This window comes from Pseudomonas sp. TH34, assembly GCF_016650865.1.
Taxonomy (GTDB): domain Bacteria; phylum Pseudomonadota; class Gammaproteobacteria; order Pseudomonadales; family Pseudomonadaceae; genus Aquipseudomonas; species Aquipseudomonas yamanorum.
In genome coordinates this window covers 252,185-275,433 of sequence record NZ_JAEKFB010000001.1, presented here as the reverse complement: position 1 = coordinate 275,433, position 23,249 = coordinate 252,185, and the positions used below count along the sequence as shown (strand labels likewise).

26 protein-coding genes are annotated in these 23,249 nt (G+C 62.3%); 20 read left to right on the top strand and 6 right to left on the bottom strand.

Annotated features, from left to right (window positions below):
* Positions 1 to 9: 9 nt before the first annotated feature.
* The 8 genes from JFU58_RS01235 to JFU58_RS01200 all read left to right on the top strand — a co-directional run bounded on the left by JFU58_RS01235 (position 10) and on the right by JFU58_RS01200 (position 7,796).
* A complete protein-coding gene (locus JFU58_RS01235; protein ID WP_201139720.1) occupies positions 10 to 2,232 on the top strand; it encodes a chemotaxis protein CheA in 2,223 nt (740 codons plus the stop codon).
* Positions 2,233 to 2,281: 49 nt separating this feature from the next.
* A complete protein-coding gene (locus JFU58_RS01230; protein WP_093207495.1) occupies positions 2,282 to 3,403 on the top strand; it encodes a protein-glutamate methylesterase/protein-glutamine glutaminase in 1,122 nt (373 codons plus the stop codon).
* Positions 3,403 to 4,143: a flagellar motor protein gene (locus JFU58_RS01225; RefSeq protein WP_017477474.1), complete on the top strand. Its 741-nt coding sequence runs from the start codon at positions 3,403 to 3,405 to the stop codon at positions 4,141 to 4,143. The genes JFU58_RS01230 and JFU58_RS01225 overlap by 1 nt, the downstream gene beginning before the upstream one ends.
* A 15-nt stretch (positions 4,144 to 4,158) precedes the next feature.
* Entirely contained in the window at positions 4,159 to 5,046 is an 888-nt protein-coding gene (gene motD, locus JFU58_RS01220) for a flagellar motor protein MotD (RefSeq protein WP_003210644.1), read from the top strand.
* A gap of 51 nt (positions 5,047 to 5,097) precedes the next feature.
* On the top strand, positions 5,098 to 5,886 hold the full coding sequence (locus JFU58_RS01215) for a ParA family protein (protein WP_093207498.1): 789 nt from the start codon (positions 5,098 to 5,100) through the stop codon (positions 5,884 to 5,886).
* A 151-nt stretch (positions 5,887 to 6,037) separates the two neighbouring features.
* Positions 6,038 to 6,841 carry a CheW domain-containing protein gene (locus tag JFU58_RS01210; protein ID WP_201139719.1) on the top strand — a complete coding sequence of 268 codons (804 nt, stop codon included), beginning with the start codon at positions 6,038 to 6,040 and terminating at the stop codon, positions 6,839 to 6,841.
* Between the two features lie 73 nt (positions 6,842 to 6,914).
* Positions 6,915 to 7,400, top strand: coding sequence for a chemotaxis protein CheW (locus JFU58_RS01205; protein ID WP_003210641.1), 486 nt, complete (start codon positions 6,915 to 6,917; stop codon positions 7,398 to 7,400).
* The gene (locus JFU58_RS01200) at positions 7,401 to 7,796 is read left to right on the top strand and encodes a DUF2802 domain-containing protein (protein WP_017477477.1); all 396 of its coding nucleotides are present in this window, start codon (positions 7,401 to 7,403) and stop codon (positions 7,794 to 7,796) included.
* A 33-nt stretch (positions 7,797 to 7,829) separates the two neighbouring features.
* Here JFU58_RS01200 and JFU58_RS01195 read toward each other — a convergent pair whose 3' ends face one another.
* From JFU58_RS01195 to fliK, 4 genes are all read right to left on the bottom strand, one after another.
* Positions 7,830 to 8,993, bottom strand: a complete 1,164-nt coding sequence (locus JFU58_RS01195; protein WP_201139718.1) for a hypothetical protein — start codon at positions 8,991 to 8,993, stop codon at positions 7,830 to 7,832.
* Between the two features lie 83 nt (positions 8,994 to 9,076).
* Complete coding sequence (locus JFU58_RS01190) at positions 9,077 to 9,457, bottom strand: Rap1a/Tai family immunity protein (protein ID WP_201139717.1); 381 nt, start codon at positions 9,455 to 9,457, stop codon at positions 9,077 to 9,079.
* 163 nt (positions 9,458 to 9,620) lie between these two features.
* A complete protein-coding gene (locus JFU58_RS01185; RefSeq protein WP_003210638.1) occupies positions 9,621 to 9,950 on the bottom strand; it encodes an EscU/YscU/HrcU family type III secretion system export apparatus switch protein in 330 nt (109 codons plus the stop codon).
* Entirely contained in the window at positions 9,947 to 11,530 is a 1,584-nt protein-coding gene (gene fliK / locus JFU58_RS01180; protein ID WP_201139716.1) for a flagellar hook-length control protein FliK, read from the bottom strand. Before fliK ends, JFU58_RS01185 begins: the two co-directional genes overlap by 4 nt.
* Positions 11,531 to 11,782: 252 nt before the next feature.
* Here fliK and ccmA point away from each other — a divergent pair, with 252 nt between their 5' ends.
* The 10 genes from ccmA to JFU58_RS01130 all read left to right on the top strand — a co-directional run bounded on the left by ccmA (position 11,783) and on the right by JFU58_RS01130 (position 19,096).
* Complete coding sequence (gene ccmA, locus JFU58_RS01175) at positions 11,783 to 12,364, top strand: cytochrome c biogenesis heme-transporting ATPase CcmA (protein ID WP_242488193.1); 582 nt, start codon at positions 11,783 to 11,785, stop codon at positions 12,362 to 12,364.
* Positions 12,361 to 13,029 (top strand): heme exporter protein CcmB, encoded by a 669-nt coding sequence (gene ccmB / locus JFU58_RS01170; protein ID WP_003210635.1) that lies wholly within the window; start codon positions 12,361 to 12,363, stop codon positions 13,027 to 13,029. The genes ccmA and ccmB overlap by 4 nt, the downstream gene beginning before the upstream one ends.
* 85 nt (positions 13,030 to 13,114) lie before the next feature.
* Positions 13,115 to 13,870 carry a heme ABC transporter permease gene (locus tag JFU58_RS01165; protein WP_093207520.1) on the top strand — a complete coding sequence of 252 codons (756 nt, stop codon included), beginning with the start codon at positions 13,115 to 13,117 and terminating at the stop codon, positions 13,868 to 13,870.
* On the top strand, positions 13,867 to 14,043 hold the full coding sequence (gene ccmD, locus JFU58_RS01160; RefSeq protein WP_008434788.1) for a heme exporter protein CcmD: 177 nt from the start codon (positions 13,867 to 13,869) through the stop codon (positions 14,041 to 14,043). The genes JFU58_RS01165 and ccmD overlap by 4 nt, the downstream gene beginning before the upstream one ends.
* Complete coding sequence (gene ccmE, locus JFU58_RS01155; protein WP_008434786.1) at positions 14,040 to 14,495, top strand: cytochrome c maturation protein CcmE; 456 nt, start codon at positions 14,040 to 14,042, stop codon at positions 14,493 to 14,495. Before ccmD ends, ccmE begins: the two co-directional genes overlap by 4 nt.
* Before the next feature lie 3 nt (positions 14,496 to 14,498).
* Positions 14,499 to 16,487 (top strand): heme lyase CcmF/NrfE family subunit, encoded by a 1,989-nt coding sequence (locus JFU58_RS01150; RefSeq protein ID WP_201139714.1) that lies wholly within the window; start codon positions 14,499 to 14,501, stop codon positions 16,485 to 16,487.
* On the top strand, positions 16,484 to 17,020 hold the full coding sequence (locus JFU58_RS01145) for a DsbE family thiol:disulfide interchange protein (protein WP_063028134.1): 537 nt from the start codon (positions 16,484 to 16,486) through the stop codon (positions 17,018 to 17,020). The genes JFU58_RS01150 and JFU58_RS01145 overlap by 4 nt, the downstream gene beginning before the upstream one ends.
* The gene (locus tag JFU58_RS01140; protein ID WP_201139713.1) at positions 17,017 to 17,490 is read left to right on the top strand and encodes a cytochrome c-type biogenesis protein; all 474 of its coding nucleotides are present in this window, start codon (positions 17,017 to 17,019) and stop codon (positions 17,488 to 17,490) included. Before JFU58_RS01145 ends, JFU58_RS01140 begins: the two co-directional genes overlap by 4 nt.
* Entirely contained in the window at positions 17,483 to 18,676 is a 1,194-nt protein-coding gene (gene ccmI, locus JFU58_RS01135; RefSeq protein ID WP_201139712.1) for a c-type cytochrome biogenesis protein CcmI, read from the top strand. The genes JFU58_RS01140 and ccmI overlap by 8 nt, the downstream gene beginning before the upstream one ends.
* Before the next feature lie 15 nt (positions 18,677 to 18,691).
* Entirely contained in the window at positions 18,692 to 19,096 is a 405-nt protein-coding gene (locus JFU58_RS01130; RefSeq protein ID WP_003210627.1) for a hypothetical protein, read from the top strand.
* Between the two features lie 147 nt (positions 19,097 to 19,243).
* Here JFU58_RS01130 and JFU58_RS01125 read toward each other — a convergent pair whose 3' ends face one another.
* Positions 19,244 to 20,476 (bottom strand): MFS transporter, encoded by a 1,233-nt coding sequence (locus tag JFU58_RS01125; RefSeq protein WP_201139711.1) that lies wholly within the window; start codon positions 20,474 to 20,476, stop codon positions 19,244 to 19,246.
* Between the two features lie 106 nt (positions 20,477 to 20,582).
* Here JFU58_RS01125 and JFU58_RS01120 point away from each other — a divergent pair, with 106 nt between their 5' ends.
* Positions 20,583 to 21,479 carry a LysR family transcriptional regulator gene (locus JFU58_RS01120; protein WP_201139710.1) on the top strand — a complete coding sequence of 299 codons (897 nt, stop codon included), beginning with the start codon at positions 20,583 to 20,585 and terminating at the stop codon, positions 21,477 to 21,479.
* A gap of 141 nt (positions 21,480 to 21,620) precedes the next feature.
* Here the strand turns inward: JFU58_RS01120 and JFU58_RS01115 are convergent, their stop codons facing one another.
* Positions 21,621 to 22,031, bottom strand: coding sequence for an NUDIX hydrolase (locus JFU58_RS01115; protein ID WP_063028142.1), 411 nt, complete (start codon positions 22,029 to 22,031; stop codon positions 21,621 to 21,623).
* A 374-nt stretch (positions 22,032 to 22,405) separates the two neighbouring features.
* Between JFU58_RS01115 and phnC the strand changes: the two genes are divergently transcribed.
* Entirely contained in the window at positions 22,406 to 23,239 is an 834-nt protein-coding gene (phnC, locus tag JFU58_RS01110) for a phosphonate ABC transporter ATP-binding protein (protein WP_201139709.1), read from the top strand.
* Positions 23,240 to 23,249 lie beyond the last annotated feature (10 nt).

Sequence of the window (23,249 nt, the reverse complement as noted above, 5' to 3'; positions counted from 1 at the left end):
AGCACACCCATGAGCTTCGGCGCCGATGAAGAAATCCTTCAGGATTTCCTTGTAGAGGCCGGCGAAATTTTAGAGCAACTGTCCGAACAACTGGTCGAGCTGGAAAGCCGACCGGATGATGCGAACCTGCTCAATGCAATTTTTCGCGGTTTTCACACTGTAAAAGGGGGCGCCGGCTTCCTCCAGCTCCACGAGCTGGTGGAGTGCTGTCACATCGCCGAGAACGTGTTCGACATCCTGCGCAAGGGTGAGCGACACGTCGACTCGGAACTGATGGACGTGATCCTGGAAGCGCTGGACGCGGTCAACGGCATGTTCAGTGAAGTGCGCGAACGTGCACCGATCACGGCCGCCACTCCGGAACTGCTGGCCGCCCTGGCGCGCCTGGCGGAACCTGCGGCCAACGCGCCGGTGGTCGAAGCGGTGGCTGAGCCTGTCGCCGAGCCTGCGGGCGACGTGACCGACAGCGAATTTGAACAACTGCTGGACTCGCTGAACGCCGTCAAGGCCGAAGCCGAGGCTCCGCCGGCCAATGCGCCGGCCATGGTGCCAACCACTGAAGACATCACTGACGCCGAGTTCGAGTCGTTGCTCGACCAGTTGCACGGCAAGGGTCAGTTTGCCCCGGACGCGGTGGCCGCAGCGCCAGCGCCTACGGAAGCCGCGGCGCCTGCCAGCAACGAAATCACCGACGACGAATTTGAAGCGCTGCTGGACCAGTTGCATGGCAAAGGCTCGTTTGCTGCCGATGCACTGCCGGAAGTCGCCGCAACCGCCGCCGCACCTGCAGCACCTGCTGCTACTGCAGCCGCTGCACCGGCTGCCGATGGACTGATCTCCGATCACGAATTCGAAGCCCTGCTGGATGAACTGCACGGTAAGGGCAAGTTCACCGAAGTGGTCGGCGCTGCTGCACCGGCTGCTACAGCTGCCGCTGCGGTGACAACGCCAGCCCCGGTGGCCGCCAAGGCCGCTGCACCAGTGGCTGCCAAACCTGCACCGGCCCCGACACCCGCGCGTGCCGCTGCTGCTCCGGCCGCAGACAAGCAACCGGCCAGTGAAGCCGAAACCACCGTGCGGGTTGATACCGCGCGCCTGGACGACATCATGAACATGGTCGGCGAACTGGTGCTGGTGCGTAACCGCCTGGTGCGACTGGGCCTGAACAGCGGCGATGAGGCCATGCAAAAGGCCGTGTCGAACCTCGACGTGGTCACCGCCGACCTGCAAACCGCCGTCATGAAGACCCGGATGCAGCCGATCAAGAAAGTCTTCGGCCGCTTCCCGCGCCTGGTTCGCGACCTGGCACGCCAGCTCAAGAAAGAGATCAACCTGGAACTGGTGGGTGAAGAAACCGACCTCGACAAAAACCTTGTCGAGGCCCTGGCCGACCCGCTGGTCCACTTGGTGCGCAACGCGGTCGACCACGGTGTCGAGACGCCGGAAGAGCGCGAAGCCTCGGGCAAAAACCGCCAGGGCAAAGTGATCCTGGCGGCCGAACAGGAAGGCGACCATATCCTGCTGTCGATCACCGACGACGGCAAAGGCATGGACCCCACGATACTGCGCAACATTGCGGTCAAGCGTGGCGTGATGGACAAGGACGCCGCCGACCGCCTCACCGACACCGAGTGCTACAACCTGATCTTCGCCCCGGGCTTCTCCACCAAGACCGAGATTTCCGACGTGTCGGGCCGTGGCGTGGGCATGGACGTGGTGAAGACCAAGATCAGCCAGCTCAACGGTTCGATCAACATCTACTCGACCAAGGGCCAGGGCTCGAAGATCGTCATCAAGGTGCCGTTGACCCTGGCGATCATGCCGACCCTGATGGTGATGCTGGGCAACCAGGCGTTCGCCTTCCCGCTGGTCAACGTCAACGAAATCTTCCACCTCGACCTGTCGCGCACCAACGTGGTGGACGGCCAGGAAGTGGTGATCGTGCGCGACAAGGCGCTGCCACTGTTCTACCTCAAGCGCTGGCTGGTGGCTTCGGCCAAGCATGAAGAGCAGCGCGAAGGCCATGTGGTGATTCTTTCCGTGGGCACCCAGCGTATCGGCTTTGTGGTCGATCAGCTGGTGGGCCAGGAAGAAGTGGTCATCAAGCCTTTGGGCAAAATGCTGCAGGGAACCCCGGGCATGTCGGGTGCGACCATTACCGGTGACGGTCGGATCGCGCTGATTCTGGATGTTCCGAGCATGCTCAAGCGTTACGCCGCACGGCGTATTTGATTCGGCCCGGGCAGGGCGGTTGTCCCTCGCCCGGCCTAACGGAGTGTTTATGGTAGTCAAGGTCCTGGTGGTGGACGATTCAGGTTTCTTCCGCCGCCGCGTCTCGGAAATTCTTTCATCGGATTCCAATATCCAGGTGGTCGGCACGGCCACCAACGGCAAAGAGGCGATCGATCAGGCCATGGCCCTCAAGCCAGACGTGATCACCATGGACTACGAGATGCCGATGATGGACGGCATCACGGCGGTGCGGCACATCATGCAGCGCTGCCCGACTCCGGTGTTGATGTTCTCCTCGCTGACCCACGAAGGCGCCCGGGTCACCCTGGATGCGCTGGACGCCGGCGCGGTGGACTTCCTGCCGAAGAATTTCGAAGACATCTCGCGCAATCCCGAGAAGGTCAAACAGATGCTTTGCGAGAAGGTGCACAGCATCTCCCGCAGTAACCGACGCAGCCTGTTCAGTGCACCGGCGCCGGCACCTGTTACACCGCCACCGGCAGCCCCGAGCACCTTTGGTCGCCCGGCGCCTGCGCCGGTTGCGCGCCCGGCCGCAGCCCCTGTGCGTACGGCTGCGCCCGCCGCGCATTCGCCTGCTCCCAAGCGCAAGGCCTACAAGCTGGTGGCCATCGGCACCTCCACCGGCGGCCCGGTTGCCTTGCAGCGGGTGTTGACCCAGCTGCCGGCCAACTTCCCGGCGCCGATCGTGTTGATCCAGCACATGCCGGCTGCGTTCACCAAGGCCTTCGCCGAGCGCCTGGACAAGTTGTGCCGCATCAGCGTCAAGGAAGCCGAGGATGGCGACATCCTGCGCCCGGGCCTCGCGCTGCTGGCCCCTGGCGGCAAGCAGATGATGGTCGATGGTCGTGGTGCGATCAAAATCCTGCCGGGTGACGAGCGCCTGAACTACAAACCGTGTGTGGATATCACCTTCGGTTCCGCCGCCAAGTCCTACGGCGACAAAGTTCTGGCGGTGGTATTGACCGGCATGGGCGCCGACGGCCGCGAAGGCGCACGCCTGCTCAAGCAGGGCGGCAGCGCGATCTGGGCCCAGGATGAAGCCAGCTGCGTGATCTATGGCATGCCCATGGCCATCGTCAAAGCTGACCTGGCCGACGCCGTCTACAGCCTGGACGACATCGGCAAGCATCTGGTGGAGGCCTGCCTGTAATGGATGTATTGAGCCTGATTGGCATCATCATGGCGTTTGTCGCGATTATCGGCGGCAACTACCTCGAAGGCGGCCATCTGGGTGCCCTGGCCAACGGCCCGGCAGCGTTGATTGTGATCGGCGGCACGGTGGGCGCAGCCTTGCTGCAATCGCCCATGAGTTCGTTCAAACGCGCGATGCAGATCCTTATCTGGATTATTTTCCCGCCGCGTGTCGACCTGCCGGGCGGCGTCGACCGCGTGGTCAACTGGAGCCTCACGGCGCGCAAGGAAGGCCTGCTGGGCCTGGAAGGCGTGGCCGATGCCGAGCCCGACAGCTACGCACGCAAAGGCCTGCAGTTGCTGGTGGACGGCGCTGAGCCGGAAGCGATTCGCAGCATCCTGGAAGTGGATTTCTACACCCAGGAAAGCCGCGACATCAACGCGGCCAAAGTCTTTGAAAGCATGGGCGGCTATGCGCCGACCATCGGCATCATCGGCGCGGTGATGGGCTTGATCCACGTGATGGGCAACCTGGCCGATCCGTCGCAACTGGGTAGCGGGATCGCCGTGGCGTTCGTCGCTACCATCTACGGCGTGGCCAGTGCCAACCTTGTGTTGTTGCCGGTGGCCAGCAAGCTCAAGTCGATCGCCATGCGCCAGTCGCGTTATCGCGAGATGTTGCTGGAGGGCATCCTCTCGATTGCCGAGGGTGAAAACCCGCGCTCCATCGAATTGAAGCTCCAGGGCTTCATGGATTGATGGGAGGTATTTGTTGTGAGCCGTCGCCGCCGCGAGCCTGAAGAACACGTCAACCATGAACGCTGGCTGGTGTCCTACGCCGACTTCATTACGCTGTTGTTCGCGTTTTTTGTGGTGATGTACTCCATTTCCTCAATCAACGAAGGCAAGTACAAAGTCATTTCCCAGGCGCTGATCGGTGTGTTCAACGACGCTGACCGCGCCCTCAAGCCGATTCCCATCGGCGAAGAACGCCCCAAGACCGTGACCCCGGCCAAGCCGCTGGTCAATGACAGCGATGAAACCGCCGCCGGCATCGGTGGCACCAGTGACCCGCTGAAAAGCATCGCCGATAACATCAGTGCAGCCTTTGGCGACTTGATCAGCTCCAACCAGATGACCGTGCGCGGCAATGAGTTGTGGGTGGAAATCGAGCTGAATTCCAGCCTGCTGTTCGCCAGCGCCGATGCGATGCCCAGCGACCAGGCGTTCACCATCATCGACAAGGTGGCGGCGATCCTGAAGCCGTTTGAGAACCCGGTACACGTTGAAGGGTTTACCGACAACTTGCCGATCAGCACGGCGCAATATCCGACCAACTGGGAGCTGTCTTCGGCCCGCGCGGCGAGTATTGTGCGGATGCTGGCGATGCAGGGCGTGAACCCCGGGCGCCTGGCGTCGGTGGGGTATGGCGAGTTCCAGCCGGTGGCCAATAACGCCACGGCGGAAGGCCGCGCGCGCAATCGTCGGGTGGTGTTGGTGGTGTCGCGCAACCTGGATGTGCGCCGCAGCCTGACCGGTACCGGCACCGCCAATGCAACACCGGATGCCGCCTTGAAGCGGGCTGGCACACAAACTGCACCAGCGCCCGTAAAGGCGCCGGTTCGCGGGAGTGCCGTCAATTCTCCGTCACCGGCTCTATAACCCCATGCAATTTCTCGGTCGAGCCTGTGCCTGCCGGGAGGAACAATCAGAATGAGAGTCTGGGCAGTTGCCAATCAAAAGGGTGGTGTCGGTAAAACCACCACTTCCATCGCCTTGGCCGGCTTGCTGGCAGAGGCCGGCAAGCGTGTGGTCGTGGTCGACCTGGACCCCCACGGCTCCATGACCAGCTATTTCGGCTACGACCCGGATGCCCTGGAGCACAGTTGCTATGACCTGTTCCTGCACAAGGGCAGCGTGCCGACCGATTTGCCGGGCCAACTGTTGCTGCCTACCAGCAATGAAAAGATCTCGCTGTTGCCGTCCAGTACCGCCCTGGCCACCCTTGAGCGTCAGTCGCCGGGGCAGAGCGGCCTGGGCCTGGTGATCGCCAAGACCCTGGCGCAGCTGTGGCAGGACTTCGACTACGCGATCATCGACAGCCCGCCGTTGCTCGGCGTGTTGATGGTCAACGCCCTGGCCGCCAGCCAACAGCTGGTGATCCCGGTGCAGACCGAGCACCTGGCCGTCAAAGGCCTGGAACGCATGGTCAGCACCCTGGCAATGATCAACCGCTCGCGCAAACAGGCGTTGCCGTTCAGCATCGTGCCGACCCTGTTTGACCGCCGTACCCAGGCCTCCCTCGGCACCCTGCGGGTATTGCGCGACGCTTATCCGGACACCATCTGGCAAGGCTACATCCCGGTGGACACGCGCCTGCGGGATGCGAGCCGGGCAGGGCTGACGCCATCGCAGTTCGACGGCAAGAGCCGTGGGGTGCTGGCGTATCGGGCGTTGCTCAAGCACCTGTTGTCCCAGCAACTTGTGGCGCAGGTGGCGTGATGATCATAAACAGCCCTGTAGGAGCCTGGCTTGCCAGCGATGCAGACGCCGCGGTTTTTCTGACAAAACCGGCTCTCGATTCAAGTCCGGACACTTACAGGCCGATAACCTCTGAATACAGGGTTGGTGGGGCTTGCGCGTGGGCATACAGATGAACCGTCCCGTTGATTTCAAGACCCGGCCGCAGCTGGCGCTGGAGTCCTACCTGGACGCCTTGCTCCAGGACGCGACCGAGGAAATACCGGAACCGATTCTGATCCTCGATGAAGTCATCGAGCCAACACCCGCGGCCCTGGACGAGTTTCAACTGGCGGTCCTGGAAGAGCAGGCCCGTGATGCGTTGGTGGTTCCCTTAGCCGTTCCGGAAACGGTGGCTGTGCCCGAGCCTGTTAAGCCTGTTACGCCTGTGGTGATCGCGCCGGTGGTTGAGGTTCACCTCCCGCCGAGCATCACCCCGCCGCCGGTGCAGGGCGATGGTCGCCCGGTATGGGCCGCAGAACCGTTCGAATGCTTGCTGTTCGACGTCGCCGGGCTGACCCTGGCAGTGCCGCTGGTGTGCCTGGGGTCGATCTACTCCCTGGAAGGCCAGGAGTTGACGCCGTTGTTTGGCCAGCCGGAATGGTTCCTCGGGATCCTGCCGAGCCAGCAGGGCAACTTGAAGGTATTGGACACCGCGCGTTGGGTCATGCCCGACCGCTATCGGGATGATTTCCGCCAGGGCCTGCAATACGTTATTTCGGTCCAGGGCTACGAGTGGGGGCTGGCAGTGCATCAGGTCAGCCGTTCATTGCGCCTGGACCCGAACGAAATCAAATGGCGCAGCCACCGGGGCCAGCGGCCATGGCTGGCGGGCACCGTGATCGAACACATGTGCGCGTTGCTGGATGTCGCCGAACTGGCGGAGCTGATTGCCAGCGGTGCGGTAAAAGCCATGCCGCTCAACAAACGCACTTGATAACAAGCAGCAGTGCTACGGCGCTGCCCAAGAACACACACCGTAACCAACGGTATTTGAAGGGGTCTGGAGTATGAACAAGTCAGTGTCCGCACAAGGTCTGGTGGATGATCCAATCCTGCAATGGGTCACCTTCAAGCTGGACAACGAGTCCTACGGCATCAACGTGATGCGTGTGCAGGAAGTGCTGCGCTACACCGAAATCGCTCCGGTGCCGGGTGCCCCAAGCTACGTGCTGGGCATCATCAACCTGCGCGGCAACGTGGTGACCGTGATCGACACTCGCCAGCGTTTTGGCCTGGTGCCGACCGAAGTCAACGACAACACCCGCATCGTGATCATCGAAGCCGACAAGCAAGTGGTCGGGATCATGGTCGACAGCGTGGCGGAAGTGGTTTACCTGCGCCAATCTGAAGTCGAGACCGCGCCGAACGTCGGCAACGAAGAATCGGCCAAGTTCATCCAGGGTGTCTGCAACAAGAACGGCGAACTGCTGATTCTGGTTGAGCTGGACAAGATGATGAGCGAAGAAGAATGGCAGGATCTGGAGAATATCTGATTGTTCCTTGAGGTAGCGGTGATCGTCCTGGCCATCCTGTGGGCCGGGACTTTGGGCTTTCTGCTGCGCTACGTGCGCCAGCAACGGGAATTGGCTGCTCGACAGGTCGAGCGCGACGCTGCGCGCGACCGGCGAATCCTGGAGCTGGCCAAGCGGGTCGACCACTTCCAGCAAAGCGCGGTGCGTGTGGGGGATGAAGTGCACGAACTGCGTGCGGTGCTGGCGCCGTTGCCGGACAAGCTGTCGGCGCTCGAGCAGCGTGACCCGTCGAGCCTCTCATTCGCCCAGGCGGCGAAGCTGGTGGGCATGGGCGCGACGGTGGATGAGCTGACGCAGTCCTGCGGGTTGACCCAGGCTGAAGCGCAGTTGATGAGCCGGTTGCACAAGGACAACTGAAGGTTACGAGCGGCAAGCAGGTTGGCTTGTCGCTTATAGCTGATGCCGATTGCTCAGCCATTCGGCCATGGTCGAGTCTTCCAGCGCATATTCACCACGGTTGGCTTTCCAGACCAACTCCTTCTCCCGCAGCACTTCCAGTGCTTTCTGCACGTTTGGGGTGCTGGCGTTCGGCTCGACCTGGGCCTGCTCCAGTTTGCGGTTCACATCCTGGAAGGTTTTTTCCGCAAAAGGCGAAAACGCTTGCTTGCCCAGGGTTCGTTCGCCCATCACTTCGAGTACCGCCTGTTGCAGGGGGGAAAGGTCGTTGTAGGCGCTCTCGTAGTCGCTCCAGATTCCGGCCTGGTGATTCAGTGCTCCCGTCCTCAGCAGCTCGCCAAGATTGCTGGCCTCGCCAAGACCCACGCTCACTTCGGTCAATAGCTTGTTGAGCATTTCCGGGCGCCGGCCGACGAGCTGGAACGCATAGTCCATATCTTCGAGGTTGAACTGGTTGGTTGCGGCCAGGCGCTGGTTCCACAGGTCCGTCACGAACTCCACAAAGTCCCGGCTCAGCAGTGGGAACGGCGTGATGTGGGCGCCAAAGAACGGTTGTTTGCTCTTGAGTACCAGGTTGGCCAGTTTGTCCCGGCTGGACCCGGTGAAGACCAGGCGCAGGCCATCGGTGGTGCTGCTGCCGTTGAGATGATCTCGCGCTGCCTTGAGGGCGAACATTGCGTTCACCCCACCTTCGCTGTTGAGGGCGTGCTGGGCTTCGTCGACGATCAGCACGATCATTTGCCCCGAGACCTGATGCAGCACGTCCAGGGCGTGGCTGAGCGTGGTGCCGGCGGGCAGTTGAGGCTTGGTGAAATCCCAGCTCAAGGTGCGCAGCAGGCTGATCTTCTCGATACCGGCTTTCTTGGCCGCCTTGCTCACCGCGCTTTCGAACTCGCCCAGGGCTTTGCCGATGGCGCCGGAGATCAGCTCGGCGGGGTCGATTTCGCGGTTCATCCAGAGGTCCACGTAAACCGGCAGCCAGCCTCGGGTCTTGCATTCGGGGATGAGGTCGTTGCGCAGGAAAGTACTTTTGCCCGTGCGACGGGGTGCCGCGAGGAACATGCCGGAGCTGTAATCGGCAAATGACTCGCCCGCCAAATCACGGGCGAGCGCTTCGGCGAGTAGCTTTCGACTGAGGATTGGGCGGGTGGGGCTCATAGGTTTTATCCTGAACTATCGAGTTCGAGATAATCTATACCTTGAAAGATATAATTGCTATACATCAGCGGCTGCGGCTTCCGCTAGAGCGTGTTGCTTCTCTTCGGGCACGGATAGCGCTCGGTAATTGCGCCCCTCACCAGCCGGGTCGTGCCACTTCGCTCTGCCGCAGGGTATTTCTTGCTGTACTCCAGAACCATCTCTACCAAATGCCCTGGCTCCAGGTTTTCCGGCTGGCAAAGGCGGCGGTTTCTGCGGGTGAATTCATCTTTGTATTCCAGCGTCCTCAGCACGCCCGTGGTGATGCCGAGGCAATAGGCGGCCTGGTAGGACGGTGGTGCATCCGGCGATTGCTTCTTGGCTTCGCGACAGGCCGTGAGGTAGTCATGGGCCTCGTTGCTGGCCGTTGCCGTCAGGGAAAACACACAAAGACTCAGTGCTGTCAGGATTGAAGTCCGTTTCAACTGCCGCGCTCCGGGATTAGGGGGTCGCGACAGATTAATCCGCCGTTGTTACGGCTTAATGTGAGCCAATCAAGTGTGGGAGCGGGCTTGCTCGCGAAAGCGCTGGATCAGTCTCAGATGTATTGACTGATACGCTGCATTCGCGAGCAAGCCCGCTCCCACATTAATAATCGTCGCCTCTTTCCGTCACATCCCGCTCCACCGGCCCCGCGTCCGGGTCATATCCCACCGGGAACTTGCCCTTCAGCGTCCAGGCGAACGCGATGATCTCGGCGACGGTGCGGTACAGCTCTTCCGGGATACTGTCCCCCAACTCCATGCGCGCCAGTAATTTGACCAGCTCGGCATTTTCGTAGATCGGGACTTCGTTTTCCCGGGCCAGCTTGAGGATGGCTTCGGCCAGGGCGTCGTCGCCCTTGGCTGTCAGGGTCGGTGCTTGTTGCCCGTCGTATTTGAGAGCAATGGCCTGGCGGGGCGGGTTGGGATTTTTCATGCGGTTTCATCCACCCAGCGTTGTTCCAGTCCGGTCTTCGGGCCACGCGGCGGGGTGCCGAGGTGGCAGTCCAGGTCGCCGACGTTGAGTCCCGACGACACCAGACGCTCGCGCAGGCTGCCCAGGTGGCTTTCGATCAGGCTGGCGGTGAACGGACGGGTCGCCCACAGCTGGCTCGACAGTTTGCCCTGGCTCAGTTGCGCCTGGACCTGCAACGGGCCCAGGGGCTCCATGTCGAGGGCCATTTCCACGCGCCAGAGCATTTGCTTGGGGTCCTTGCTGTCCTTGCGTTCCGGCTGATCCTTGTCGGGGGCGGGTTCTTCACGCTGGAACTTGACCTGCAATGGCACGATGTCCTGCAAGGTACGCATCGGGATTTCCAACTGCCAGGTGGTCAAGAGCTTGCCATCGGCGGTGGTGCCGGTTTGTTCCAGGCTCGACAACTGATGGCTTTGCAGCCGGGAAATGGCGCCGGCGGCCAGGCGCAGCAGGTTTTCCAGGTCGCTCTCACCTTCCAGGCGTTGCATCAGCCGATCCGGCAGCGGAAAGCCTGCGGGCGCTTGGCGGGCGCCGACCTGGCCGAGGGTGCCCAACGGGCTGCGCACGAAGCTGGGCAGCAGTTGCGCCAGGGTGTTGGACGCCAGGATCGCATTGAGATTGGTGTTGGCGGGCAGGGCCGGCAGCAGGTCGGCGACGAAGCGCAGCAGGGCACCTTTCATGTCTAGTGGCGGTATCTGCGGGTTTTGCCCGGCGAGCAGCTTGGCTTCCAGGAATGTGCCGCTGTTCTGGATCAGTTGCGCCAGTACCTTCGGATTACTGGCTTGGGCCAGGTCGGGCAGGCTCGCCAGCAATCGCTCGGCGGCGGCACGCAAATCGACCGAGGTGCTGTCGCTGCTGGTCGCCGGCAGGCTTTGCAGCGCGGTGAACACCACGTCCAGCGAGCCCTGGCGGCTTTGTTGGGTGGAGAGTTGCTGGGCCACGGCCAGTTGATCCTGGCGCCCGCTCAGGGGCACAAAGCTCAAGGTCTGGGCGCTTTGCACCACGGCGCTGAGCAAGCTGCCGATGCGCAGCGGCTGCGGGCTTTCGATGGTCAGGGTCGCGCCGCTGAGGACGTTATTGAGCACCGACACCAGCGAGCGATACACCACCGGCTGGTTGGCACCCTGTGGCAGCGCCTGGGTGGTCAGCACCTTGCCTTGCAGCAGGGTGCCCACCGGCAGTTGGGTGGTGTCGATGCGAGTCAGCGCAGCGACGCTGGAACTCAACGCCTGCTGAAGGCTGATGGACAAATTGCCCGAAGGGGTCTGGCTGACTTCCACCTGGGCGCCCAGCGGCAGCGGCTGGCTGCTGCTGGCCTGCACCAGGGTTTGCCGGCCGCCTTCCAGGGTCAGCTTGAGCAGCAACTGAAACGCATCGCCGCCTTGTTTCAGTGCCAGCACCTCGGCATTCACGGTTTTTCCGGGGTCAATCAGGCCGGTCTGCGGCTCCAGCAGTTTCAGCAGCTCACCCGTCGCGGGCGCGGGCGCAGGCCCGGCCGGCAGCGTCGGAGGAAGCGTGGGAAGATTGATCTCACCGGTCATCGTGCGCGCCGTCTCAAGGGAAATTGCCCTCTTTAGAGTAGGGCATCACATGTATAATGCCGCCCGTCTTCAAAGAGAGCGTTAAAAACAACACAACTGATTGATCCAGCTCTCTAAAAACGGTCGCCAAAGCAGTTAATGTGCATCTCTTTAACGGCCGTTCCACCGCCGACTTGAACCGTAAAGGCCCGCGATCTCTTGACCAGCCCTCTTCTAGAAGCCGTAGCGCTCGCCTGTGAACGTGACCTGCGGATGCTGTTCGAACACCTCGAACTGCGTCTGGCGGGCGGCGACATGGTGCAGGTCAGCGGCCCCAACGGCAGCGGCAAGACCAGCCTGTTGCGCCTGTTGGCCGGCCTGATGCAGCCGACGGCGGGGGAAGTGCGGCTCAACGGTAAACCGTTGCACGAGCAACGCACCGAGCTGGCGCGCAACCTGATCTGGATCGGCCACGCCGCCGGGATCAAGGATGTGCTCACCGCCGAAGAAAACCTCAGCTGGCTCAGCGCTCTGCATCATCCCGCGAGCCGCGACGCGATCTGGCAGGCCCTCGCTGCCGTTGGCCTGAAGGGTTTCGAAGACGTTCCCTGCCACACCCTGTCCGCCGGCCAGCAGCGCCGCGTGGCCCTGGCCCGTTTGTATCTGGACGGCCCGCCGCTATGGATTCTCGACGAACCCTTCACCGCCCTCGACAAACAAGGCGTCGCCCATTTGGAAGAACACCTTGCCGCGCACTGCGAGCAGGGCGGCATGGTGGTCCTGACCACTCACCACACCTTGACGCGCATGCCTGCCGGTTACCGCGACCTCGACCTGGGCCGGTGGTCGGTATGAGTGTTTTTGCCCTGTTGGTCGCCCGCGAAGCGCGGTTACTCTGTCGCCGCCCGGCCGAACTGGCCAACCCGCTGGTGTTCTTCGCGATTGTGATCGCGCTGTTCCCGTTGGCGGTGGGCCCCGAGACTAAACTGTTGCAAACCTTGTCTCCGGGACTGGTCTGGGTGGCGGCGCTTTTGTCGGTCCTGCTCTCGCTGGACGGGCTGTTTCGCAGTGATTTTGAAGATGGTTCCCTTGAGCAGTGGGTCCTTTCGTCGCACCCCCTGCCACTTCTGGTCTTGGCCAAGGTACTGGCACACTGGGCGTTTTCCGGCCTGGCGCTGGTATTGCTCGCGCCGTTGCTGGCGATGATGCTGGGATTACCGACCGAGTGCCTGCCGGTGTTGCTCCTGTCATTATTGCTGGGTACGCCGGTGCTCAGTTTGTTGGGCGCCGTAGGTGCGGCGCTGACGGTCGGCTTGAAACGCGGCGGCCTGTTGTTGGCCCTGCTGATTTTGCCTTTGTATATCCCGGTGTTGATCCTGGGCAGCGGCGCTTTGCAAGCCGCGCTCCAGGGCATGCCGGCGACCGGTTACCTCCTGTGGCTTGGCAGCCTGGCCGCCCTGGCGGTAACCCTGACACCCTTTGCTATAGCGGCTGGCCTGAAGATCAGCGTCGGCGAATAATGAGGTCTGGTTAAGGGATATAACCTTAACCAGTAAAGACCCTAAGCTTCTCGCAACGACGAGAAGCAACCGTGATGGAAACAGCATGAACTGGACCTGGTTTCACAAGCTCGGCTCGCCCAAATGGTTTTACGGCATCAGTGGCAAACTGCTGCCGTGGTTGAGCATCGCCGCCGTATTGCTGATCGGCATCGGCCTGGTCTGGGGCCTGGCCTTCGCGCCGCCGGACTACCAGCAAGGCAACAGCTTTCGCATCATCTATATCCATGTTCCCGCCGCGATGCTGGCCCAGTCCTGCTACGTGATGCTGGCGGTGTGCGGCGTCGTCGGCTTGGTGTGGAAGATGAAGCTGGCGGACGTGGCCTTGCAATGCGCCGCGCCCATCGGTGCCTGGATGACCGCCGTGGCGCTGGTCACCGGCGCGATCTGGGGCAAGCCGACCTGGGGTTCGTGGTGGGTCTGGGACGCGCGCCTCACCTCCATGTTGATCCTGCTGTTCCTGTATTTCGGCCTGATCGCCCTGGGCAACGCCATCAGCAACCGTGACAGCGCCGCCAAGGCCTGCGCGGTGCTGGCGATTGTCGGCGTGATCAACATCCCGATCATCAAATACTCGGTGGAGTGGTGGAACACCCTGCACCAGGGCGCCACCTTCACCCTCACCGAAAAGCCGGCAATGCCCGTGGAAATGTGGGCGCCGCTGCTGCTGATGGTGCTGGGGTTCTACTGCTTCTTCGGCGCCGTGCTGCTGCTGCGCATGCGCCTCGAAGTGCTCAAGCGTGAAGCCCGCACCAGTTGGGTCAAGGCCGAAGTGCAAAACAGCCTGGGAGCCCGTGGATGAGCTTCAACTCTTTCAGTGATTTTCTCGCCATGGGCCATCACGCCCTGTATGTCTGGACGGCCTATGGCATCTGCCTGGCGGTGCTGGCCCTCAACGTCGCCGCGCCGATCCTGGCCCGCAAGCGTTACCTGCAACAAGAGGCGCGTCGTTTGCGCCGGGAGACCGAAAAGTGAATCCGCTGCGTAGAAAGCGTCTGTTGATCATCCTGGCCATCATGGCCGGTGTCGGCATTGCCGTGACCCTGGCCCTGAGTGCCCTGCGGGAGAACATCAACCTGTTCTACACCCCGACCCAGATCGCCAACGGCGAAGCGCCGCTGGACACGCGAATCCGCGCCGGTGGCATGGTCGAGAAGGGCTCGCTGCAACGTTCCGGGGACTCCCTGGACGTGAAATTCATCGTCACCGACTTCAACAAATCCGTGACCATCACCTACCGCGGCATCCTCCCGGACCTGTTCCGCGAAGGGCAGGGCATCGTCGCCCTCGGCAAGCTCAACGCCGACGGCGTGGTAGTGGCCGACGAAGTGCTGGCCAAGCACGATGAAAAATACATGCCGCCGGAAGTCACCAAGGCCCTCAAAGACAGCGGCCAATCCGCCCCGACCCCTGCCAAGGAGGGCTAAGTCATGACGTCCGCATTGTTTATTCCAGAGCTGGGCCAGTTGGCGATGATCCTCGCCCTGTGCTTCGCCATCGTCCAGGCCGTGGTCCCGTTGCTGGGTGCCTGGCGCGGTGACCGCCTGTGGATGAGCCTGGCCCAGCCGGCTGCCTGGGGCCAGTTCGCCTTTCTGGTGTTCGCCTTCAGTTGCCTGACCTACGCCTTCATGACCGACGACTTTTCCGTCGCCTATGTCGCCAACAACTCCAACAGCGCCTTGCCCTGGTACTACAAGTTCAGTGCCGTGTGGGGTGCCCACGAAGGTTCGTTGCTGCTGTGGGCGTTGATCCTCGGCGGCTGGACCTTTGCTGTCTCGATCTTCTCCCGCCAACTGCCGCAAGTCATGCTGGCCCGGGTGCTGGCGGTGATGGGCATGATCAGCATCGGCTTCCTGCTGTTCCTGATCATGACTTCCAACCCGTTCACCCGCATCCTGCCGCAGATCCCGGTAGACGGTCACGACCTCAACCCGCTGCTGCAAGACATCGGCCTGATCGTGCACCCGCCGATGCTCTACATGGGCTACGTCGGGTTCTCGGTCGCCTTCGCCTTTGCCATCGCCGCCTTGCTCGGCGGACGCCTCGATGCGGCCTGGGCGCGCTGGTCGCGGCCATGGACCATCGTCGCTTGGGCGTTCCTCGGCATCGGCATCACCCTGGGCTCTTGGTGGGCCTACTACGAACTCGGCTGGGGCGGCTGGTGGTTCTGGGACCCGGTGGAAAACGCCTCCTTTATGCCCTGGCTGGTGGGCACGGCGCTGATTCACTCGCTGGCAGTCACCGAAAAACGCGGCGTGTTCAAAAGCTGGACCGTGTTGCTGGCCATCGCCGCGTTTTCCCTGAGCCTGCTGGGTACGTTCCTGGTGCGTTCCGGTGTGCTGACATCGGTTCACGCGTTTGCCTCCGACCCGGAGCGCGGCGTGTTCATCCTGATCTTCCTGCTGTTCGTGGTTGGTGGCTCGCTGACCCTGTTTGCCCTGCGCGCGCCAGTGGTCAAAAGTCATGTGGGATTCAACCTCTGGTCCCGGGAAACCCTGTTGCTGGGCAATAACCTGGTGCTGGTGGTGGCGGCTTCGATGATCCTACTCGGTACCCTGTACCCGCTGGTGCTGGATGCCCTGAGCGGCGCCAAACTGTCCGTCGGCCCGCCGTACTTCAACGCACTGTTTATCCCGTTGATGGCGCTGTTGATGGTGGTGATGGCGGTCGGCGTACTGGTGCGCTGGAAAGACACCCCGGTGAAATGGCTGGTGGGCATGCTCACCCCGGTACTGCTCGGCAGCGCCGCGCTGGCCGTGATTGCCGGTATAGCCTACGGCGACTTCAACTGGGCCGTGCTCGCCACCTTCATGCTGGCTGCCTGGGTATTGCTGGCCGGCGTACGTGACCTGATCGACAAGACCCGCCACAAAGGTTTGATCAAAGGCCTGCCGACCATGACCCGCAGCTACTGGGGCATGCAGGTCGCCCACATCGGCATCGCCGTGTGTGCGTTGGGCGTGGTGTTGTCCAGCCAGAACAGTGCCGAGCGCGACCTGCGCCTGGCGCCCGGCGAGTCCATGGACCTGGCCGGTTACCACTTCATTTTCGAAGGCGCCAAGCACTTCGAAGGCCCGAACTTCACCTCCGACAAAGGCACCGTACGTGTGGTGCGCAATGGCAAGGAAGTGGCGGTGCTGCACCCGGAAAAACGCCTGTACACCGTGCAAAGCTCGATGATGACCGAAGCCGGGATCGACGCCGGTTTCACCCGCGACCTCTACGTCGCCCTGGGTGAACCGCTGGGCGATGGCGCCTGGGCCGTGCGGGTCCACGTCAAACCGTTTGTGCGCTGGATCTGGTTCGGCGGCCTGCTCACCGGGTTCGGTGGTTTGCTGGCAGCGATGGACCGGCGCTACCGGGTCAAGGTCAAGAGCCGAGTGCGTGAAGCCCTCGGCCTGCAAGGAGCGGCGGTATGAAGCGTTGGTTGATGGTGTTACCGCTGGCGGCATTCCTGGTGGTGGCGGTGTTCCTGTATCGCGGGCTGTACCTGGACCCGGCCGAGCTGCCGTCGGCCATGATCGGCAAGCCATTCCCGGCGTTCTCGCTGCCGACGGTGCAGGGCGACAAAACCCTGACCCAGGCTGACTTGCTGGGCAAACCGGCACTGGTCAACGTGTGGGGCACCTGGTGCATTTCCTGCCGCGTGGAGCATCCGGTGCTGAACAAGCTGGCGGAGCAGGGCGTGGTGATCTACGGCATCAACTACAAGGACGATAATGCTGCCGCCCTGAAGTGGCTGGCAGAGTTCCACAACCCATACCAGCTGGATATCCGCGACGAAGACGGCAACCTCGGCCTGAACCTCGGCGTCTATGGCGCCCCGGAAACCTTCTTCATCGACGCCAAGGGCGTGATCCGCGACAAGTACGTGGGCGTGATCGACGAAGTGGTGTGGCGCGAGCAACTGGCCGCCAAGTACCAGGCGCTGGTGGATGAGGCCAAGCCATGAAGCGTTGGTTAGCCGCCGCTGTGTTGGGCTTGAGCATGGCTGGCGTGGCCCACGCCGCCATCGACACTTACGAATTTGCCAAGGACGGTGACCGCGAGCGTTTTCGCGAACTGACCAAGGAACTGCGCTGCCCCAAGTGCCAGAACCAGGACATCGCCGACTCCAACGCACCGATCGCCGCCGACCTGCGCAAAGAGATTTTCCGCATGCTCGGCGAGGGCAAGGACAATCAGCAGATCATCGACTTCATGGTCGACCGCTACGGTGACTTCGTGCGCTACAAGCCAGCGCTCACCGGCAAGACTGCGCTGCTGTGGTTCGGCCCGGCCGGGTTGTTGCTCGCCGGTATCGTGGTGATGGCGGTGATTGTGCGCCGCCGTCGTGTCGCCCCGGCCGATGGCTCGGACTCGCTTTCCGTCGATGAGCGTCAACGCCTCGACCAACTGCTGGACAAAAAAACTGATGATTGATTTCTGGCTCGCAGCCGGTCTGCTGCTTCTGATTGCCTTGAGTTTCCTGCTGATCCCGGTGTTACGCGGCCGCCGTGCCCAGCGTGAAGAGGATCGCACCGCGCTGAACGTGGCGCTGTATCAAGAACGTGTGGCGGAACTGCAAACCCAGCAGTCCGAAGGCGTGCTGGATGCGGCCCAACTGGACAGTGGCCGCGCTGAAGCAGCTCGCGAGTTGCTGGCGGATACCGAGGGCGTGGAAAAGCCCCGGGAATCACGCCTCGGCAAACCGTTGCCGTTGCTCGCGGCCTTTCTGGTGCCGGTGCTGGGCGTTGCGCTGTACCTGCATTACGGGGCCAGCGACAAGGTCGAACTGACACGCGAATTCTCCCAGCCGCCGGTGTCCATGGAAGACATGACCCGCCGACTGGAGCGCGCCGCTGCCGCCCAACCGGATTCGCCGGAAGGCCTGTACTTCCTCGGTCGTGCCTACATGGCCCAGGACCGTTCCGCCGATGCGGCCAAAGTCTTCGAGCGCACCGTGGCTTTGGCCGGTCGCCAGCCGGAGCTGCTCGGGCAGTGGGCCCAGGCCCAGTACTTTGCCGATAACAAACAGTGGTCGCCCAAGGTCCAGGCCCTGACCGACGAAGCACTGAAACTCGATCCGAAAGAAGTCACCAGCCTCGGCCTGCTGGGTATCGCCGCCTTTGAAGGCCAGCGTTACCAGGAAGCGATCGACTACTGGAACCGCCTGCTGGCGCAACTGCCGCCGGAAGACAACTCCCGTGTCGCACTGCAAGGCGGCATTGACCGGGCTGCCGAGAAGCTCAGAGAGGGCGGCGGTAGCGTGGCGCCCGTGAAAGCACAAAAGCAGATGCAAGTGCGTGTGGACCTGGCGGCGGATGTGAAGGCCAAGGCCTTGCCGACCGACAGCGTGTTCATCTTCGCCCGTGCCGTCAAAGGCCCGCCGGCGCCATTGGCGGCCAAGCGCGTGACCGTGGCCGACCTGCCGATTACCGTCGAACTGGGCGACAGCGACGCGATGATGCCGCAGTTGAAACTGTCCAACTTTCCCGAAGTCCAACTGGTTGCGCGCATATCCCGGGCTGGTGTTCCGACAACTGGCGAGTGGATCGGCCGCAGCCAACCGCTGGCCAGCAGCACCACGGCACTGCAGCAGTTGACCATCGACAGTCCGGATAAATAATTCGAGGAAATGCCCATGACCGCTATCGCACGTATCACCCTGCTCAGCCTGGTATTGGGGTTGAGTGCTTGTGCGGTCCACCGGCCTCCGTCGCCCACCGGACCGACCATTCCACCGACAGGGCCGTCGACCCAGCCGAGCACGCAGCCAGGCACCCAGCCTTCCGGCCCGGTGATCAAGCCGTCGAAGCCGGTGCCTAGCTCCTCGCCGACCTTCGCACCTCCGCCAGGTGCTGCCAGCCACTGGGACGGGAAGATGCAGGTGTACGTGCTGGACGAACAGCCGGATACGTTCTATCGCCAGCGCACCTACTACCGCTGGAGCAACGGCTGGAGCCGCTCCATCAGCCCGAACGGGCCTTGGGAAGAGACCGACGTCCATGGCGTGCCGCCGGGGTTGAGCAAGCAGTACGCGCAATGAAAAAAGGCGACCTTCGGGTCGCCTTTTTTGTGAGCGTGAAATGCAATCAACTGTGGGAGCTGGCTTGCCTGCGATAGCGGTGTGTCAGGTTATGAAGTTGTGGCTGATACACCGCCATCGCGGGCAAGCCCGGCTCCCACAGGATTTCTACTGTTTTTGATATTCGGCCTGGCCTGCGCCACCGATCCAATGGATCACCCCGGCAATCACCCCCAGCATCACCCCAAACTCGACAATCCCCATCCAGCCAAACCGCGCCATCAACCAGCCGCTGACCGTCGCCCCCACCGCGCCGCCAAAAAACGTCGCCGTCATGTACAAACTGTTGATGCGGCCCTGGGCTTTCGGGTCCACCGCAAACGCCCGCGTCTGATTCGACACCAACCCCGACTGCACCCCGATATCCAGCACGATCACCCCCAGCACCAGCAAAATAATCGAGGTTTCCGCCCACGCCAGCAGCAGGAATGCCAAGGTGACAATACCAATACTCGCCCCAATCACCTTACGCGAACCCAGCCGGTCGGAAGCCCGTCCACCGAGCGACGCCGCCAATGCACCTGCCGCCCCGATAATCCCGAAGCCACCGGCCCAGGCACTGCCCAACTGCCATGGCCCGTGGGCCAGCAACGCCGCCAGATTCACCCAGAACGCATTGAAGCAAGCCCACAACAGCGCCTGCACCATCATTGATTGGCGAATCGGGCTGTTGTCGCGCATCAGCGGCCACAGCGAAGCCAGCAGGCGAGGGTAGGACAGGTTGGTGCTGGGCACGCCCCGTGGCAGCAGCTTGGCGGCGGCGATCCACACCGGGATCATGAACGCCGCTTCCATCGCGTATACCGCCCGCCAGCCATAAGCCTCACCGACCACGCCGGCGATAGTGCGCCCCAGCAGAATGCCCACCATGATCCCGCTGACCACCGTGCCTACATTGCGCCCGCGTTCGTGGGGCTGCGACATCACCGCCGCGAACGGCACCAGTTGCTGCGGTACACAGCTCACAATCCCCAAGCCAAATGACGCCGCAACCAGCGCCCAGATACCCGGTGAAAACGCCGCCGCCAGGGCGAAACAGGACGCCAGGGCGATCTGCCCCAGTACCAGTTTGCGCCGGTCAAAGCGGTCGCCCATCGGCAACAGCAATGCCAGGCCGGTGGCAAACCCCAGCAGGGCGGAACCGGCCACCAGGTCCACGGTGGTCACGTCCACGCCCATGTCCGAGGCGATCAGTGGCAGGATCGGCTGGGTGCAGTAAATATTGGTGATCACCGCGCCGGCGATCACCGCCATCATGATGATCTTGCCGCGCGGCGCGACCGCAGGCGCTGCAGGACTTTGGTCAGTAATCGGTTGGCCACTCACGGCGCTCTCCTTCAATGCAGATCTCCGGGGGCGGAGATGAGTGGCCAACGTTACGCACTCGCGCTTGGCAGGATAATCCCCTAGGATTTGGAATCATCCTTCCAGAATTTGATAGGTTGCCATGAACCGTCTTGAATCCATGTCCATCTTCGTTGCCGTGGTTGATGCAGGCAGCCTGACGGCTGCGGCGCGGCGCCTCGACATGCCGCTGGCCAGCGTCAGCCGCAAGGTGGCTGAACTTGAGACGCACCTGAAAACCCGCCTGCTGCACCGCACCACGCGCCAGCTGTCGTTGACCGATGCCGGCGCCTCTTACCTCGACGCATGCCGGCGCATTCTTGAAGACATCAGCGAGGCCGAGCGCGCGGCCACTGGCGAATACTCTCAGCCCCGGGGCGAATTGGTGGTCACCGCGCCCGTGGTCTTCGGGCGGCTGCACATTGTGCCGGTGGTGGCGGAATTTCTGGCGCAGTACCCGGAGATCGACATCAACCTGATCCTTACCGACCGCGTCGTGCACCTGATGGAAGAACACTGCGATGTGGCCGTGCGCATCGGTGAACTGCCCGACAGCTCGCTCAAGGCCATGCAGGTGGGCACGGTGCGGCGGGTGGTGTGCGCCAGCCCGGCGTACCTGGCCGCTCGCGGTGTACCGGCCGAACCCCAGGACTTGGCGGGACATGACTGCATCACTTTCGAAGTGCTGGCATCCCAAGGGGCGTGGGGATTTGGTGCGGGTAAAACCGGGCTCTCGGTACTGGTGCATTCGCGGTTGTCGGTGAACACCGCAGAAGCGGCGATTGAGGCGGCGACATTGGGAGTTGGGGTGATTCGGGTGCTGTCGTATCAAGTGGCGGATGCGCTGCGGGAGGAGGCGTTGGCGGTGGTGCTTGAGGCGTTCGAGTCGGCGCCGCTGCCCATCAGTTTGGTGCACAAAGGCCAGTCGCCGTTGCCGCTGAAGCTGCGGGCGTTTCTGGATTTTGTGATGCCGCGATTGCGCGCCCGCACCGCCCAATAACACCGACGAATTTGAACCTGATGAAAATCAAAATGTGGGAGCTGGCTTGCCTGCGATAGCGGTGTATCAGGTTTTGAAACTGTTGCTGATACACCGCTATCGCGGGCAAGCCCGGCTCCCACATTGGATTTACGTTGCCAGTTAGATCTCGGCAAGGCGCGACTTTAGAAACTCCAGGGCATCTTTAAACACCTGATGCCACTCTTCTGACGACTCGCTCGCCAGCGGGTGCCAGAAGAACTGGAACTCGTGGCCGCCATCATCCTCTGCAAAATGGGTCCAGGTATCTGGCAGGTCTTCAGGGATCAGGCATTGATGAAAGGCCCATGTATGCCCCGTGGACGCTGAGTGCCAAGTGCCCAGGTTACGTATCACCTTGCCGGTTATCCCGGCTTCTTCCTGTAATTCCCGAATCGCAGCTGCGTCGGTGCTTTCGCCAGGCTCCACGCTGCCCTTGACCAGTTGAAGGCCGGCCAGTGGGTGTTTGAAGGCGAGGATTTCCAGCGATTGGCGGGTTCGCAGAACGACCGGACATGCCTTGTCTTTTCCCATCACGTTGCCCTCTTGCACATATTGACGACCAGCTATTGCACCACAGCCCGGCACATTTCCACTGCCGGGCGAAGACCTTTCATTGGATCGTTCCCACGCTCTGCGTGGGAATGCATCCCGTGACGCTCCGCGTCACCACTGCGCAAGACTTCAACCTTCCATCCCCAGCTGGACGCAGAGCGTCCGAGACGGCATTCCCACGCAGAGCTTGGGAACGATCAAAGTCCTACAGCTACTTCCAACCTTTCATCAAACCTTCATCAAACGGTTTTACTCCAGTCATGTGCAAGTCATAGGGCTGACACAGCCCGCGCCTACTGTCGTTTGAACTCAAACGCAGCCACGGATGGCTGTTCAACCAGACAGAGAAGCCCATGACTCCAGCTATCCATGTCGATCATCTGAACAAGACCTTTGCGAAAAAATCCGCATTGGTCGACCTCGAGCTTACCGTTGCCACCGGTGAGATGGTCGCGCTGATTGGCGCTTCCGGCTCCGGCAAATCCACTTTGCTGCGCCACCTCGCGGGTCTGGCCTGTTGCGACAAGAGCAACGGCGGCAGCGTCAAGGTGCTGGGCCGGGAAGTGCAGGCCAGCGGGCGGTTGAATGGCAAGGTGCGGCGCCTGCGCGCCGACATCGGCTACATCTTCCAGCAGTTCAACCTGGTCAACCGCCTGAGCGTGCTCGACAACGTGCTGCTCGGTTGCCTGGGTCGCATGCCGCGCTGGCGTGGCAACCTCGGGTTGTTCAACGCCGAGGAAAAACAGTTCGCCATGGAATCCCTGGCCCGCGTCGGCCTGGCGGACCTGGCCAGCCAGCGCGCCTCCACCTTGTCCGGCGGCCAGCAGCAACGCGTGGCAATCGCCCGCGCTTTGACGCAACGCGCCGAAGTGATCCTGGCGGATGAACCCATCGCCTCCCTGGACCCGGAGTCGGCGCGCAAGGTCATGGAGATCCTCGCCGACATCAACGGCCGCGACGGCAAGACCGTGGTGGTCACCCTGCACCAGGTCGATTACGCCATGCGTTATTGCCCGCGAGCCGTGGCGCTCAAGGGCGGGCGGATTCACTTCGATGGGCAGGCCAGCGACCTGAGCAGCCAATTCCTCAATGATTTGTACGGTGCCGATGTCGACACCAGCCTGATGTTTTCCGACCAGACCCGCACACCCGTCGTCCCCGCACGGTTGGCCCTGGCCCGCGCTTGAAACCTTACTA

Excerpts from the sequence above, each read along its gene's own strand:
- JFU58_RS01195 (WP_201139718.1), bottom strand. The coding sequence starts at position 8,993 with ATGAGCCCCACCCGCCCAATCCTCAGTCGAAAGCTACTCGCCGAAGCG.
- ccmA (WP_242488193.1), top strand. The coding sequence starts at position 11,783 with ATGCTGTTCGAACACCTCGAACTGCGTCTGGCGGGCGGCGACATGGTG.
- ccmB (WP_003210635.1), top strand. The coding sequence starts at position 12,361 with ATGAGTGTTTTTGCCCTGTTGGTCGCCCGCGAAGCGCGGTTACTCTGT.
- JFU58_RS01150 (WP_201139714.1), top strand. The coding sequence starts at position 14,499 with ATGACGTCCGCATTGTTTATTCCAGAGCTGGGCCAGTTGGCGATGATC.
- JFU58_RS01140 (WP_201139713.1), top strand. The coding sequence starts at position 17,017 with ATGAAGCGTTGGTTAGCCGCCGCTGTGTTGGGCTTGAGCATGGCTGGC.
- JFU58_RS01205 (WP_003210641.1), top strand. The coding sequence starts at position 6,915 with ATGAACAAGTCAGTGTCCGCACAAGGTCTGGTGGATGATCCAATCCTG.
- ccmD (WP_008434788.1), top strand. The coding sequence starts at position 13,867 with ATGAGCTTCAACTCTTTCAGTGATTTTCTCGCCATGGGCCATCACGCC.
- JFU58_RS01120 (WP_201139710.1), top strand. The coding sequence starts at position 20,583 with ATGAACCGTCTTGAATCCATGTCCATCTTCGTTGCCGTGGTTGATGCA.
- JFU58_RS01225 (WP_017477474.1), top strand. The coding sequence starts at position 3,403 with ATGGATGTATTGAGCCTGATTGGCATCATCATGGCGTTTGTCGCGATT.
- JFU58_RS01165 (WP_093207520.1), top strand. The coding sequence starts at position 13,115 with ATGAACTGGACCTGGTTTCACAAGCTCGGCTCGCCCAAATGGTTTTAC.
- JFU58_RS01215 (WP_093207498.1), top strand. The coding sequence starts at position 5,098 with ATGAGAGTCTGGGCAGTTGCCAATCAAAAGGGTGGTGTCGGTAAAACC.
- JFU58_RS01230 (WP_093207495.1), top strand. The coding sequence starts at position 2,282 with ATGGTAGTCAAGGTCCTGGTGGTGGACGATTCAGGTTTCTTCCGCCGC.
- JFU58_RS01210 (WP_201139719.1), top strand. The coding sequence starts at position 6,038 with ATGAACCGTCCCGTTGATTTCAAGACCCGGCCGCAGCTGGCGCTGGAG.
- JFU58_RS01115 (WP_063028142.1), bottom strand. The coding sequence starts at position 22,031 with ATGGGAAAAGACAAGGCATGTCCGGTCGTTCTGCGAACCCGCCAATCG.
- JFU58_RS01130 (WP_003210627.1), top strand. The coding sequence starts at position 18,692 with ATGACCGCTATCGCACGTATCACCCTGCTCAGCCTGGTATTGGGGTTG.
- JFU58_RS01145 (WP_063028134.1), top strand. The coding sequence starts at position 16,484 with ATGAAGCGTTGGTTGATGGTGTTACCGCTGGCGGCATTCCTGGTGGTG.
- JFU58_RS01235 (WP_201139720.1), top strand. The coding sequence starts at position 10 with ATGAGCTTCGGCGCCGATGAAGAAATCCTTCAGGATTTCCTTGTAGAG.
- JFU58_RS01185 (WP_003210638.1), bottom strand. The coding sequence starts at position 9,950 with ATGAAAAATCCCAACCCGCCCCGCCAGGCCATTGCTCTCAAATACGAC.
- ccmI (WP_201139712.1), top strand. The coding sequence starts at position 17,483 with ATGATTGATTTCTGGCTCGCAGCCGGTCTGCTGCTTCTGATTGCCTTG.
- phnC (WP_201139709.1), top strand. The coding sequence starts at position 22,406 with ATGACTCCAGCTATCCATGTCGATCATCTGAACAAGACCTTTGCGAAA.
- fliK (WP_201139716.1), bottom strand. The coding sequence starts at position 11,530 with ATGACCGGTGAGATCAATCTTCCCACGCTTCCTCCGACGCTGCCGGCC.